The following is a 13,254-nucleotide window of genomic DNA, read 5'->3' as shown; positions in this document are numbered from 1 at the left end:
AGCATCCTTTTTTCAAGTTAGTAGGGAAACGACGACATACCCCCTTCTTGAAAAATAGCATTGTGCTTTACCGCAGTCAGGAGTAATATGTAAGAGGTGAAAAAAGAGAGGAGTTGGTATCTTTGGGTTATTCAATAGAACCTGATCCCGATAGGCGCGGGGAAGTCGATAATCTAGTAGATTTGATGCTAATGAATCTGGAAGACGATCAACTCTTATAAACGGTAATTGACTTCCTCAGTTAAAAGAGGAGGTGGAGAAAATGTTAGAGATATACAAAAGTAAGGAAGATAGACATTTATCACTTGTTGAAGAAATCTCAAAAGGCTGCTGGATCAATATGGTGCATCCTTCTGAGGATGAAATTTTGAGAGTAGCAAAAGAAACGGGAATAGCAGTTGATTTTATTAGAGATGCCCTTGATGACGAAGAACGTCCGCGAATTGAGAAAGAAGATGACAATGTTTATATCATTGTTGACTATCCATATATTACTCATGACGAAGCAGGTTTTCCTGTTTATGAAACGATCCCTATAGGCATTATCCAAACATCCAACTGCATTATTACGGTTTCTCTAAATGAAACACCAGTATTGGAAGAATTTCGCAATAACAGGGTGAAGGAATTCTTTACATTCAAAAAAACACGATTTGCTCTGCAAATTCTGTATGTTATTTCCATTTACTATTTGCGATATTTGAAACAAATTAATAAAAAGACGAATGAAATAGAGCGGGAACTGCATCAGTCGATGAAAAACAAGGAATTATATGCCTTCCTTGCTCTCGAAAAGAGTCTGGTATACTTCACTACTTCTTTGAAATCCAACAAGGTTGTGCTCGCGAAAATCATGCGCTTTCATTTTTTAAAAATGTATGAAGAAGACAAGGATTTATTAGAGGATGTCATCATCGAAAATACACAAGCGATTGAAATGGCTGAAACATACAGCTCCATTTTAAGCGGGATGATGGATGCGTTTGCCTCTATCATTTCCAATAATCTGAATATGGTGATGAAGTTTTTGACTTCTATCACCATTATCCTGTCGTTCCCAACAATGGTAGCAAGCTTTTATGGGATGAACGTGGACCTTCCGTTTCAGCATAGCCCACATGCGTTTTTCCTGGCTATTAGCATGGCCGTGCTGTTGGCGGGGCTCACAGCCTTCATCTTCTGGAAAAAAAGATATTTTTAAGTATCCGAATCAATTTCATAATTGCTTTTTAAAAAATAGTTTAGAGTGGCCCTGATTTTAAAAATGCACTTTTTTAAAATTTGGTCTTTAAACGAGGTAGTTGATTTGCGCTCCAGGCGCTTCGCTTTCCGCGGGGCCGGCGCTGAGCCTCCTCGTCGCTTCGCTCCTGCGGGGTCTCACCTGTCCGTCTGATCCCGCAGGAGTCTTCGCGCCTTCCACTCCAATCAACTGGTTTTTCATTGATTCGCACTCTCTTGGACGGGTATATTTTAGGGATTTGTATTTCTTATCATAGCTGTCATACGGTAGAAGTGCTCCCTGACGGATGTGGGAGTCACCTCCGCTTTCGAATAGTTTGGGTCGTACTTAACTAATTCGATATTTGGGGAGGTACTCCTTTTTTCATGTCTTGAAAGCCTTGAAGCGTAAGGGATTAAAATAATGAAATTCATTCATCCGTAAAAACAACGTCTGGACATAGGTTCAGGCGTTTTTTAGTCTAAAAACTTTTTTTTGACATATTCATGGATTAAAAGAATTTCTTACGCATGCAAAAGGGTGATGGAATGTCCAGGATATTAATGCGAATTTACAGGAAAATATTGTTGGTTTTCGCCATTCTGATCTGCACAACAAGTTTGTTTGTGATGGCAGGTCTTTTATCCTCTTCTAATATCAGTTTTTTTAAGTTCAAAGTGAACGGTGATATCGGTGCAGAGGTTTTTCTGCGGATTATCGGTTATGAGAATCCGCTTATAGGACATGCTTTAACAGGTGCAAATATGGACTTCCCAATTTTTTCTACGGGGTTCCAGTTGCTTACAAACGTGGAGATGAAGGATATTAGGAGCCTGATTAGAAGCGAGCTTCCAGGGTTCATGGCCTTTGATTCTAATTTCATTATTGCAGAAGACGGGGTAGATTTTACGGATATCCCGGTTGAATCAGCGCCTCCTATGGATGTCCTTTTGCAGGAAAGGAATATGGCTGCGAAGGAACTGAAGGAACTGAATAATGGCAAGGTGTATTCGGGTTCTTCCCCATCGGAAAAAGCTGTTTTCATTTACCATACCCATAGTTGGGAATCTTACTTGCCATTGCTTGGCATGGAGGGTGCGGAGAATGAAAATGAAGCTGTTGATGGCAAGACTAATATTACGGTAGTAGGGGAATTGCTCGGACAAGAATTGGAAAAACGTGGCGTAGGGGCTAGTGTGGATAAGACGAATATTGGCTTGATGTTAGATGAAAAAGGATGGCTTACTCCTAGGTCTTATGAAATTTCCCGTTCGCTCGTCCAAAAAGCGATGGCAGGCAATCAAAAACTGAACTATTTCATTGATCTGCATCGTGATTCAGTTAGAAAGGATTCAACAACCACGGTTATAAACAATCAACCATATGCGAGAATTGTGCTTGTCATTGGGGAGGAAAACAAAAATTTTCAAAAAAATCTCCAGTTTGCGAATGAGCTTCATAAAATCCTTAATAAGCAATACCCAGGAATAAGCAAAGGTGTTTTGCCGAAAAAGGGTGTTGGGGTAGATGGGATTTACAATCAGGATTTGAATCCTAATTCACTGGTAGTAGAGGTTGGTGGCGTCGATAATAATATGAAAGAATTAAAAAATACGGTCGAAGCATTAGCAGAGGCAATCAGCCAGATATATTGGAAAGCGGAAGAAGTGAATGGTTGATCAGAAATCTATATATACAAGTCGTCGAAAAAACCAAAACCATTGAAGGAACGACTTCAATGGTTTTTGCGTTTATTTAAACCAGCCTTTTTTTCTGAACAACAGGAACATGGTTATTCCAATGGTAAACATGGCGGTTAAAGCTCCAAAATAACCAAATTCCCAGGAGAGCTCCGGCATGTTCTCAAAGTTCATTCCGTAAACTCCGGCAATGAAGGTAAGAGGCATGAAAATGGTTGTAATAACGGTTAGAACCTTCATCACTCGATTTGTTTCATGAGAGTTCATGGATAAATAGCTATCGCGAATATCTGTTGTCAACTCGCGACTTGCTTCTACCTTTTCAGCCAGCCTCAGTAAATGATCATGGATGTCGGCAAAATATTCTTTTCGCTCAAGGACACCAGAGAGATGATGTGAATTGATCATCCTGTATACCAAATCTCTCATTGGGGTAATAGTATGACGAAGGGAGAGCAGTTGATGCCTTGTATCAAACAGATCGTTGAGCAACTCCTCCGTTGATCGTTCAGCGGTATTTTCGTCTATTTCGTTTAATAGATCCTCGATACGATCGACATGCGGGAAAAAGTTATCAACTATTTTATCCAAAACATGATAAAGAACAGTCGACGGGTTCCACTCTCTTGTCGTGTTTGCCTGCTCTAATCTTTTCCAGACTTCTGCCACTTCACTTGAATGATTATTGTGGTAGGTGACGATATAGTTGGGGCCGAGGAACACATCAATCTCTTCCCCTTGCACGACTCCGGGATTTAAATTCTGAAAGATAAAAAAATGATAATCATCATAATAATCGAGCTTTGGTCTTTGTAAAGTGTGGGTACAGTCTTCAATCGATAATGGATGGAACCGAAGCGGGGTTTGTAATAGCTCTACCTCCTCCTCTGTGGGTGCATGAAAATCGATCCAATACCATTTATCCTTTTCAGATAGCATTGCTTCGATACTTTTGCCAATTTGGATCTGTCCAGAATGACTTACTGACATTGTTTGTATCATAAAATCTCCCTGCATATAGGCTTTTCTTCTTATTATAATAACAAAGGCGAACAGGAAGCAAAGCTAAAAGCACCTATAGTTTAAATTTTGAAAGGGAGGGGCGGTAAAGTTCGATCGGTTTTGCATCATCAAATGATCCAAAATATTTTCGGAAATGCCATCAAGGAATAAAATGACTAGAAAATCGAAGTATCAGTCTGGTATGCTACCATGGAGGAGGGATTTTGAAATGGGAGAATGCAAAATCGATCACAGCAAGGAAGATGTCCAAAAGAAGTACGAGTCTCAGAAGGAATTCCTGCCACAGGATATTCAAGCTTCATTCAACAATTTTCTCGAGGAAGAACATACGCAGGAAATCTTGAATGAAGTATTTCATTTGCTGAAAAAGTATGACCTTGCCGCCGAAGAGGAAAGAAATCAACGAAACAACAGATTGAATCTGATCTTGAAAAACGTTTAATAAGAAAAACCGGGCTAACTGCGCCCGGTTTTTCTTACGTAGTAAAATAAATTTACAGAATACTCTTTGTTTATATAGTAGCTAAAATTCTTATTGCCAGTAAAAAACAGAAGGAGTAAAATTAGGTGGATATTTCGATATACAAAATAATTTGAATCATTTGAAAGAGGAAAAAGAGATGCAAAGTCTTTCTGAACTGGCAATGCGGAATGAGAAAAATAGTATCTTAAATGGTGTGGCTGCGACGATTGTTACGAGCATGAGCAATAATTACTTTGCTCTTTTCGCAATCGGTGTTCTTGGTGCGACGAATTACCAAGTCGGTTTGATCAGTTCCTTGCCGCAAATCGTTGGGATGTTCGCGATGTTTCTCGGAACCGCGATCATGAGCAGGTTAAAAGGAAAGAAGCGGTTCACTGGATTATCCATTTTATTCACACGCTTGTTTTTGCTTGCGATGTTCCTGGTCATTTACCTGCCTGTGGAGTACAGGGCATGGACGTTTGTTATTTTAATCGGTCTGATGAATCTTCCAGGCTCATTTGCCATGCTCAGCTGGCAGTCATTTATTGGAGACCTTATTTCTGATAACAGAAGAAGCAGTTTTTTCAGTGAGAGAAACAGATTATTGACGATTGCTGGCATGTTCACTACATTGGTGATCGGTATCGGACTTCAATGGTTTGATAAAACCAATCCATTGCCATATCAGATCCTGTTTATTCTCGCTTTCTTCTTTGGCCTTGTGGAAGTTTTTTATTTGAATAAACATATTGAACCGGAAAAAGAAGGAAAAAAAGAAATAAAACGAGTGAATTTTGGCTGGGACGCCTATAAACATAAATCGTTTATCTATTTTCTTGTATGCGGATTATTTTTCAACTTTGCCTGGCAGATGGCTTGGCCACTGTTCAACATTTATAATATAAAGATTGCTCATATGAGTGGATTTTGGATTAGTATCATTACAGTGGCAAATTCAGTTGGGCAAATCATCAGTTTCAAGTGGTGGGGAAGGATGGCTGATAAGCACAGCAATTCTAAGATGCTGGCGATTACAGCTATAGGCATGGCAACTGCTCCATTTTTAACGATTTTGTCTACTAATATGTATTATTTGACTATCGTGAATTTTACTTCGGGGTTGTTTGTTTCGGGAACAGTCTTATTGTTATTCAACCAATTGCTCGAAGTTACACTAGAGGAGAATCGCAGTAGCTTTATTGCTCAGTACAATATCAATCTGGCGGTCATTGGTTTTGTTGCTCCTCAGGCAGGTGTTTATTTGCTGCAGTTCAGTTCGATTCAAACTGCTATGAACCTTTCGGCTGGGATGCGTTTGGTCAGCGGTGCTGTATTTTTAGGATTTTACTATTACATGAAAAAGCAGAGAAATTATAGGTGCACAAAAGTATCTGTTCAGAGATCCTAAATCGTCAAAATAAGAAAAGTGCAATTGACAAATCCTTCCCATTCGTGGGGGGGATTTTATTTAACCATGCTTGTCTTTATTGATTTATTGGATATATTACATTATGATACTTATATTCAGAAAATTAAGACTCGTTGAGAAGGGATGATTCTATGAGTAATATGATACCTGAAAGCTGGTGGGAAAATCTTTCCGTACCCGTAATAGCCGCACCAATGTTTCTTGTTTCCGGGCCAGATCTTGTAAGCGCTTGTTGTAAAAGTGGAGTGATAGGTTCTTTTCCAGCTCCAAATGCCAGGCCAATTGAAGTGTTGGATGAATGGATGGGGAAACTGAATGAAGATTTGGCAGATGCGAGAAATCGGGAACCGGAAAGGAAGATTGCACCTTGGGCCATGAATATGGTCGTTCACAGTACATACAGCCGGCTTGAAGATGAGATGGAATTAGTAAGAAAACATAAGCCGCGGCTTGTCATTACCTCTCTTGGAAGTCCAAAAAAGGTCGTTGACATTGTGCATGAATATGGCGGGCTGGTATTTTCTGACGTGAGCGATGTGAAATTTGCCAGGAAGGCAGTGGACTCCGGAGTAGACGGTCTTATTTTGGTTGCCAATGGGGCTGGTGGGCATGCCGGGGAATGGAACAGCTTTGCGTTTGTTGATACTGTTCGCTCCTTTTGGAACGGAATTATTGTGCTGGCAGGTGCGGTCACTACCGGAAAGTCCATCCTAGCTGCCCAGGCTGCTGGTGCAGATTTAGCCTATATGGGGACAAGATTTATTGTTGCAGAGGAAAGCATGGCAAATGACGAATACAGAAATATGGTAGTTAATGCAACCCAAGATGACATTATCCTTACCGATGCTTTTTCAGGAGTGAAAGCAAACATGCTTAAGCCAAGTATTATAAAAGCCGGATTGAACCCTGAAACACTTAAGAAAAAAGACAGTGTAAATTTTGATTCTATGCAAAGAGAGACAAATGCAAAAGCGTGGAAAGATATCTGGTCAGCAGGACAAGGGGTTGAGGCGATCAATGAAATTCAGCCTGCATCTGCGATTATCAAACAGTTAGAAGCTGAATATAAAGAAGCCTTATTAGTGCTGAACGGAAAAGCGGACAAATTCGCAGCCATGACTGGAAGTTAGTGAAAGTATATTACCTGCCTATTATAGGTAGGTTTTTCTATTTTCTACATAGGAAGCTGATCTTTTGAGCGACTCGATCAAGGCTTTCAGCGTTGATACCTTTTTCACAATAAGAAATTCATTTTCTGGTATATAATAAAAGGAAGGATGAATATCCAATCTGAAACTTTTTGATCATGCTATCGTAAATACAGTTATGGAACAGAAAGAGGTGAAAAATTTGAACAAAACAAAGAAGGTGATGGCGGGGATTTCAGCAACAGCGCTGTTAATGAGTGCAGCAGCATGCAATAATCAACAAACACTTCCTGACAAAGGGTCATCTCCTGCAGGGAACGGGCAGGATTGGAGTGCTGCTGGTGATCAAGATATTCCCCCTGTACCAGAAGGAACAGATTGTAGTGACTGGAAGTGGGATGATAAGGAGGGAGTATGGTCATGTGATGATCAACGTTCTTCATACTTTGGCCATTACTTTTTCGCAGGCATGTTCTTTGCAAACCGCTCTATGCTTTATAGGAGCAATGATTATATGAAATATAAGGACAGCTCTTCATTTAAGGGAGCTAGACTGGACAGCAATTTTAAAAATAGTTCGCCAAAGGGAAGTTCGGGATTCGGAAGCGGGTCAAGAAGCACGACTGGCGGCTAAGGGAGAGATCAGATGATGAATAATTTATATTTGAATTTTGCTTCATACTTAGGGCTTGGATTGCTTATGCTGACAGCAGGAGTAGGTTTATTTGTTCTGGCTACTCCTAAAATCAAAGAATTCGAGCTGATTGGCAAGAGAAACGTTGCGGCTGCTCTTTCGCTAGGCGGAAAAATGCTTGGACTAGCCATTGTCCTTGGGGCAGCGGCTGAATATTCCATTTCCCTCCTTGATATGGCTATTTGGGGATCTATCGGGATTTTTACACAAATCCTAGTTTTTTTTGTCGCTGAGATGGCCACCATCAGGTTTAGTCTTCAAACAGCAATTGAGGAAGATAATCGTTCTGTCGGGGTCATTCTTTTTTCACTTTCTCTCGCTGTTGGCTGGATTGTCTCCAAGAGTCTTTCGTATTAAGGGGGAAAACAGCTATGAAAAAACTGACTTATTTTATCGACGAAGGAAATGGACACTTCGAACCTTTATATGAATATACATCTGCAACAGTTGGCATCGATGAATTTTATGCCAGACAGTTATGTACCTATTTCGTCATAAAAGGGAACCAATATGAATTGGTTTCAAATGAAATGAGCGGAGAAGATGAAATCCTAGTTGTAGTGGACCGTGGAAGGAATTATTCCGGCATGGATGAGAAAAATTATCGGGGATTGGGGATTCACGTTGAATTCCGCAAGCATCAGGAACGGGACAATTACAAATTGCTCTCCACCGTCGGATGCAAAACCCATCTCGATGTCATCCGTTATCTTTTAAAGGATGTCACGGATATCCCGGAAATTGGCCAAATGGCAGTAAAATCGACGGAAATTGATGAGGATCGCGGAGTATATGTTTTATATGTGCAAGATTTGCAAGAAAACGCCATGGAATAGGAGGTATTCCATGGAAACCCAACGAATAAGACGAAGGAATTTTTATCGAGAAATCAAGAGTTTCTGGCCTGATTTATACGGAGAAGAATACGCTTTATATGATATCGCTCCTATAACCCAGGAGGAAGCGGAGGAAATTAGGGTTTGTACGCACCGGATTGGAAACATTTTTTTCAAAATTTGTGACCTGCTACGAAACGTGGAGAGCAATACCTTACTAGAATTGGGTTTCCCGAATGAAACACTGGATTTTCTCCGGATGAAAACCTTAAATCATGGAAGTGTCATTGCAAGACTGGATCTTATTAAAACGGAAGCTACATACAAATGCATTGAAATGAATGCCGATACTCCCACTTTTATTAAAGAATTGTTCCTTGTTAATGGACTCGTGGCAAAGGACTTTGGCTATCGGAATCCCAATGAATCAACGGAAAAACAACTTGCCAAAGCTGTTAGGAATGCTATCGGGAGTTCAGCTAAATGGCTGTCTGAAGTGGAGCCCTATATTGTTTTTACCGCACATGAAGAAAATATCGAAGACAAGAACACAGTCTTATATTTACAAGAATTGTACGGATTGCCTTCCAGGTTTATTTCATTAGATAAACTGACAATCCAGCGTGGAGAAGGTCTTTTTGATGAAGATGGCCGTAAGATCGACATCTTGTACAGGCAGACATATCCCATTGAAAGCATGATCCTCGATAAGGATGATTCAGACAATCCAATCGGGCTCTGGTTGATCGAGCTGATTGAAACAAAAAAACTTGCTGTGGTTAATCCTCCATCTGCATTCTTATTGCAAAATAAAGCAATTCAAGCAGTGATTTGGGGGATGCATGAAAACAAACATCCTTTTTTCAGCAAAGAGGAGCACCAATGGATCGAGCAATACTTTTTGCCGACGTATTTGGAAGCAGATCATTTCCACGAAACAAAAACGCCATATGTAAAAAAACCGATTTTCGGGAGAGAAGGAGACACCGTCCAAATTTTCAATTCGAATGGAAAATTGATTTTAGAAGAGCAACAGAAAAGTTACGATCATCTACCATCAATTTTTCAGCAGTATATCGAATTGCCTAGCGCAAATTACGCGACAGAGAGTGGAATAAAATGCGGTCATATCCTGATCGGAAGTTTTCTTGTCTCCGGAGAACCGTCCGCTTTTGGCTACAGAGTTGGGGGGAAGATTACCAACAACCTATCATGCTTTTTACCAGCAGGCATAAAAAAATAGCAAAGATACGTTTAAAATTATCATGAATGGATATAATAATCAGGCAAGGTTAATTGCAATTTTCTTAAATCGCTAGGAGGCAACAATCGTGGAACGTGGCAAGGTAAAATGGTTTAACAGTGAAAAAGGCTTTGGATTCATTGAGCGTGAAGGTGGAGAAGATGTGTTCGTTCACTTCTCAGCAATCCAGGGTGAAGGATACAAATCTTTAGATGAAGGACAAGAAGTATCGTTTGATGTGGAGCAGGGCCAGCGTGGTCCGCAGGCGACAAATGTACAGAAGATCTGACTAAGGATATCCACAACAGACTCAGACTCCATCTTATGGGGTCTGTTTTTTTTCAAAAAAAAAAAAACATCCTTGATGTGCGGAGCTTAAAATCCAAAAAAAGCACTCATGAAGTTTTTCTTTTTAGAGTTTCTTATAGTGGAGAGTGGCTCCAAGGAATCCGTCCTTTCCATTGCTGTGTCATTTTCCCTTTGAGCGGCAGCTTCCTGCATGCTGGTGATTAACAATTTAAGATTGGAAAGTTCGCTCTGAAGCTCCTCTATTTCTCTTCTGTGCTGGAGAATTTGATAAGAGACTACTTCATCAGCCTTTCTTTCCAGCCTTTGATCAAATTCCTCCATTCGCCTTACCAAAGATCCAAGGGCGATCTCGGTTGAGCTTCCTTTTACGGTTGCTTTTCTTGGCTGTCTCCCTTTTATTTTCAGATCTTGGAGCAAGACACCGCTATTAAGCTGAGCTTTGATATCTTTTAAGATTTCAATGCTTTCATCTGAAAATTGATAATGGCCCAGCTCCGTACGTTCCATTTGAAGGTTCGCCTGTTTCACCCAACGCTGAATGGTACTTGGCGACACCCCTAGCAACTTTGCGACTGCATTTGTATTCATATCATCCCTCCATATAAAAAAACTTCGCTGTTCCATTAGGCAATTCCTTCGTACATGACAAAACTAGTTATCTTTCGGCAAAGGTAGTGAAGAAGCAACATGAAATGCTCAAATCCGAATAATTAAGAAATAAAAATCAGACAGCTACTGTTTGTTGAAAACGAATTTAATAGGGAAGACACGAAACTTTTCTGTTGTTTTCATCGTACATATATATGTACTGAATAGATGTAAAAAAGGAGAAAAATAGGATGAAGGCGAAATACGTAGTACATTTTGTTGCGGCAGCTAGTTTGTTCATTTTTGCTCTAGTTATCGTTGCTGTGCCAGCTTTTGCTTCCACTGGGAATCAAGAGGAAGCGATTAATGAAAAATACGGCCTTCCGATTGTTGTATATGGTGAAGCTCTCACTGAAAAACAAAAAGAAGAGGTTCGGGATCTGCTGGATGTAACAGATCCAACGAAAGTAAAAGAAATAATCGTCACCGGAAAAGACCTAGTGAACTATATTGACGGTGACGAGCATTCTAACATGTACTCATCAGCAAAAATCACCAGGAAGGATCCAGGAGAGGGTCTCGTTATTAACCAGGTTACACCAGAAAATATTACAGAGGTAACGGATGAAATGTATGCGAACGCCCTGTTAACAGCTGGAGTGGAAGAAGCAGTCGTAGACGTGGTTTCCCCGGTGAAAGTTACTGGACATTCAGCGCTAGTCGGAATTTACAAGGCATATGATGAAGGGGACGGAACCGCACTCAATAAGGACCGCACAGAAGTAGCGAATCAGGAATTGAACTTGGCGACAAACCTTGCGAAAAAAGACGGCCTTGATCAGGATAAAGTCAGCGAACTCCTGACAGAAATCAAGAAAGATATTGCCGAGCAAAATCCAGCAACCAAAGAGGAAATCGAAAAAATAATTGATGAAAAGTTAAAAACTCTTGAAATTCAACTTAGCCCTGAAGACAGGCAGTTACTTGTCGATCTGTTCAATAAAATGCGCGACCTAAACATAAACTTTGACAATGTGAAAAGCCAATTAGAAACCATTTCGGGCGATATCCAGAAAAGGATTGAGGAAGCTGTAGGCGACAAAGGATTTCTGGAATCCGTCTCCAACTTCTTTAAGGAACTTATTAACAGCATCAAAAACCTTTTTTCATAAACCGTTTGGTTGTTGAAGCAATAAAGTTTGGCTAACTGTCGTAACAAAGAATAAAGGAGCCATCGCATTATACACAAGAATGGGATTTGAAATAGAGGGAACGAAGAAGGGTTCAATGTTCAAGGATGGACAATTTTTCGACGAGTATTATATGTCGAGGATCCTTTAGGCGTGAGATCTTTCATGATTTTAGCTGAATGACGCCAGGCACTCCAATGATCCCCATTTTGAGGCGATCCGCAAAATTAGGTCACCAATAGGCATCATTGGTGCCTATTTTTACGGAAATCCGTTAAAATAAATACCGACAGATTTTGTCGGATCAAGAGATTATCCCTGATCCCGTGCTTCCCATTCTTCCCTTAATAACCCCATTTTGATTGAATCATAGTATTTTCCGTTGTAAAGGCGGCACTTTCTGATTCTTGCCTCTTCCACCATTCCTAATTTTTTGCCGACAGTCAACATTCTGGCGTTTCCAGACCATGTGGTAAAGCCTATCCGGGGAATGGGGAAGGTGTCAAACAGATGTTGAATCCATACTATAAGCGCATCCGTTCCATATCCTCCATTCCAGAATTCAGGGAGATAGATGACGATTCCGAATTCAAGCCACTGTGAAGATTCGTGTTCCCAATAGTAAGTGACCATACCAATTATTTCATTATCCACTTTTATTAGGTATTTTCGGTCGTAACCCTGGTGTATCAAATTGCTCATTTGATCCCTGAATTTTTCATATTCAATATGTCTCAACGGATAATAAGGAGCATCCCATTTTTTCCATTCCGGATGTTCATCATTATAGATGAGGCTCCACCATTTTTCTAAATCATCTTCTTTCACTTTGCATAGGACAACCTGTTCTCCTGGCAATAAATCAGGACTTTGCATAAATCGGTACCTCCTTCATCGAAATGAGGCTAGCCTTATCCTTATATAATTCTCTTTTATTCTATTATTTCCTCTAGCAGCTTCAAAATACAATAAAAGTTGCAAAATTTCCACAAAAAAAAGACGCTATGTTAGCGCCACTTTAGTTCATTGCTTCATCATCTATAAAGGCATTTTTCTCATTAACTGCAAAGAAATTGAGTCCAGCGGCGATTGCGAAAGCTCCACCAAGTAATACAAATGTAGTAATCATTAATAATCGCTCCTGTCATCATTTTGTTACTTATATTATTCCCCCTTGTAAAACTAGTAAACCTAATAATACAAATAATGGACAAAAAGCAAAAAGGAACTGTGAACTACTCCCACCACTTACCACCCTTACAGGTCGCTTGAAGTGGGGGCTTCTCGACTTATCGTTGCTTTTGCTAGCCAACGAAAACTGACCGAGCTAACCCTCTTGTTCCAAGAGTTTTTGTTTCTATGCTAACGCTAATAATCTTAATCCTTCCTTTTTGATGTTGATAGCTGAA

General features: G+C 40.1%; 14 protein-coding genes. 11 read left to right on the top strand and 3 right to left on the bottom strand.

All coding sequences use genetic code 11. The features are described from left to right. The first annotated feature begins 262 nt into the window (after positions 1 to 262). Positions 263 to 1,201: a magnesium transporter CorA family protein gene (locus J2S25_RS00070; RefSeq protein ID WP_044394661.1), complete on the top strand. Its 939-nt coding sequence runs from the start codon at positions 263 to 265 to the stop codon at positions 1,199 to 1,201. A 566-nt stretch (positions 1,202 to 1,767) separates the two neighbouring features. Then, positions 1,768 to 2,898 carry a stage II sporulation protein P gene (gene spoIIP / locus J2S25_RS00065; protein WP_052807050.1) on the top strand — a complete coding sequence of 377 codons (1,131 nt, stop codon included), beginning with the start codon at positions 1,768 to 1,770 and terminating at the stop codon, positions 2,896 to 2,898. A 72-nt stretch (positions 2,899 to 2,970) separates the two neighbouring features. Here spoIIP and corA read toward each other — a convergent pair whose 3' ends face one another. Beyond that, entirely contained in the window at positions 2,971 to 3,921 is a 951-nt protein-coding gene (corA, locus tag J2S25_RS00060; RefSeq protein ID WP_044394677.1) for a magnesium/cobalt transporter CorA, read from the bottom strand. A 229-nt stretch (positions 3,922 to 4,150) separates the two neighbouring features. Between corA and J2S25_RS00055 the strand changes: the two genes are divergently transcribed. From J2S25_RS00055 to J2S25_RS00020, 8 genes are all read left to right on the top strand, one after another. Then, entirely contained in the window at positions 4,151 to 4,384 is a 234-nt protein-coding gene (locus tag J2S25_RS00055) for a hypothetical protein (RefSeq protein WP_044394656.1), read from the top strand. A gap of 178 nt (positions 4,385 to 4,562) precedes the next feature. Beyond that, positions 4,563 to 5,816 carry an MFS transporter gene (locus tag J2S25_RS00050; RefSeq protein WP_084221855.1) on the top strand — a complete coding sequence of 418 codons (1,254 nt, stop codon included), beginning with the start codon at positions 4,563 to 4,565 and terminating at the stop codon, positions 5,814 to 5,816. 152 nt (positions 5,817 to 5,968) lie between these two features. Beyond that, positions 5,969 to 6,967 carry an NAD(P)H-dependent flavin oxidoreductase gene (locus tag J2S25_RS00045; protein WP_044394654.1) on the top strand — a complete coding sequence of 333 codons (999 nt, stop codon included), beginning with the start codon at positions 5,969 to 5,971 and terminating at the stop codon, positions 6,965 to 6,967. Between the two features lie 220 nt (positions 6,968 to 7,187). Continuing rightward, positions 7,188 to 7,619, top strand: a complete 432-nt coding sequence (locus J2S25_RS00040; RefSeq protein ID WP_052807048.1) for a hypothetical protein — start codon at positions 7,188 to 7,190, stop codon at positions 7,617 to 7,619. 12 nt (positions 7,620 to 7,631) lie between these two features. Continuing rightward, on the top strand, positions 7,632 to 8,036 hold the full coding sequence (locus J2S25_RS00035; RefSeq protein WP_241768515.1) for a DUF350 domain-containing protein: 405 nt from the start codon (positions 7,632 to 7,634) through the stop codon (positions 8,034 to 8,036). A 14-nt stretch (positions 8,037 to 8,050) separates the two neighbouring features. Then, complete coding sequence (locus J2S25_RS00030; protein WP_307190906.1) at positions 8,051 to 8,515, top strand: RNA helicase; 465 nt, start codon at positions 8,051 to 8,053, stop codon at positions 8,513 to 8,515. Positions 8,516 to 8,525: 10 nt separating this feature from the next. Beyond that, a complete protein-coding gene (locus J2S25_RS00025) occupies positions 8,526 to 9,758 on the top strand; it encodes a glutathionylspermidine synthase family protein (RefSeq protein ID WP_044394648.1) in 1,233 nt (410 codons plus the stop codon). A gap of 88 nt (positions 9,759 to 9,846) precedes the next feature. Further along, positions 9,847 to 10,047, top strand: a complete 201-nt coding sequence (locus tag J2S25_RS00020) for a cold-shock protein (RefSeq protein WP_044394646.1) — start codon at positions 9,847 to 9,849, stop codon at positions 10,045 to 10,047. Between the two features lie 86 nt (positions 10,048 to 10,133). Here J2S25_RS00020 and J2S25_RS00015 read toward each other — a convergent pair whose 3' ends face one another. Then, a complete protein-coding gene (locus tag J2S25_RS00015) occupies positions 10,134 to 10,655 on the bottom strand; it encodes a MerR family transcriptional regulator (RefSeq protein ID WP_044394644.1) in 522 nt (173 codons plus the stop codon). Between the two features lie 251 nt (positions 10,656 to 10,906). Here J2S25_RS00015 and J2S25_RS00010 point away from each other — a divergent pair, with 251 nt between their 5' ends. After that, positions 10,907 to 11,827: a DUF1002 domain-containing protein gene (locus J2S25_RS00010; protein WP_307190905.1), complete on the top strand. Its 921-nt coding sequence runs from the start codon at positions 10,907 to 10,909 to the stop codon at positions 11,825 to 11,827. Positions 11,828 to 12,157: 330 nt separating this feature from the next. On the opposite strand, the gene J2S25_RS00005 is transcribed toward J2S25_RS00010, so the two are convergent. Next, the gene (locus J2S25_RS00005; protein ID WP_044391246.1) at positions 12,158 to 12,721 is read right to left on the bottom strand and encodes a GNAT family N-acetyltransferase; all 564 of its coding nucleotides are present in this window, start codon (positions 12,719 to 12,721) and stop codon (positions 12,158 to 12,160) included. Positions 12,722 to 13,254 lie beyond the last annotated feature (533 nt).

Source organism: Mesobacillus stamsii, from assembly GCF_030814065.1.
Classification (GTDB): Bacteria; Bacillota; Bacilli; order Bacillales; family Cytobacillaceae; genus Mesobacillus; species Mesobacillus stamsii.
The sequence above is the reverse complement of the archived record's forward strand: the minus strand, read 5'-3'. Positions and strand labels throughout refer to the sequence as shown.

What these genes read in the sequence shown, in the direction of transcription:
- J2S25_RS00070 (WP_044394661.1), top strand. Translation starts at nt 263, where the DNA reads ATGTTAGAGATATACAAAAGTAAGGAAGATAGACATTTATCACTTGTT.
- J2S25_RS00035 (WP_241768515.1), top strand. Translation starts at nt 7,632, where the DNA reads ATGATGAATAATTTATATTTGAATTTTGCTTCATACTTAGGGCTTGGA.
- J2S25_RS00045 (WP_044394654.1), top strand. Translation starts at nt 5,969, where the DNA reads ATGAGTAATATGATACCTGAAAGCTGGTGGGAAAATCTTTCCGTACCC.
- J2S25_RS00025 (WP_044394648.1), top strand. Translation starts at nt 8,526, where the DNA reads ATGGAAACCCAACGAATAAGACGAAGGAATTTTTATCGAGAAATCAAG.
- corA (WP_044394677.1), bottom strand. Translation starts at nt 3,921, where the DNA reads ATGATACAAACAATGTCAGTAAGTCATTCTGGACAGATCCAAATTGGC.
- J2S25_RS00015 (WP_044394644.1), bottom strand. Translation starts at nt 10,655, where the DNA reads ATGAATACAAATGCAGTCGCAAAGTTGCTAGGGGTGTCGCCAAGTACC.
- J2S25_RS00050 (WP_084221855.1), top strand. Translation starts at nt 4,563, where the DNA reads ATGCAAAGTCTTTCTGAACTGGCAATGCGGAATGAGAAAAATAGTATC.
- spoIIP (WP_052807050.1), top strand. Translation starts at nt 1,768, where the DNA reads ATGTCCAGGATATTAATGCGAATTTACAGGAAAATATTGTTGGTTTTC.
- J2S25_RS00010 (WP_307190905.1), top strand. Translation starts at nt 10,907, where the DNA reads ATGAAGGCGAAATACGTAGTACATTTTGTTGCGGCAGCTAGTTTGTTC.
- J2S25_RS00005 (WP_044391246.1), bottom strand. Translation starts at nt 12,721, where the DNA reads ATGCAAAGTCCTGATTTATTGCCAGGAGAACAGGTTGTCCTATGCAAA.
- J2S25_RS00055 (WP_044394656.1), top strand. Translation starts at nt 4,151, where the DNA reads ATGGGAGAATGCAAAATCGATCACAGCAAGGAAGATGTCCAAAAGAAG.
- J2S25_RS00030 (WP_307190906.1), top strand. Translation starts at nt 8,051, where the DNA reads ATGAAAAAACTGACTTATTTTATCGACGAAGGAAATGGACACTTCGAA.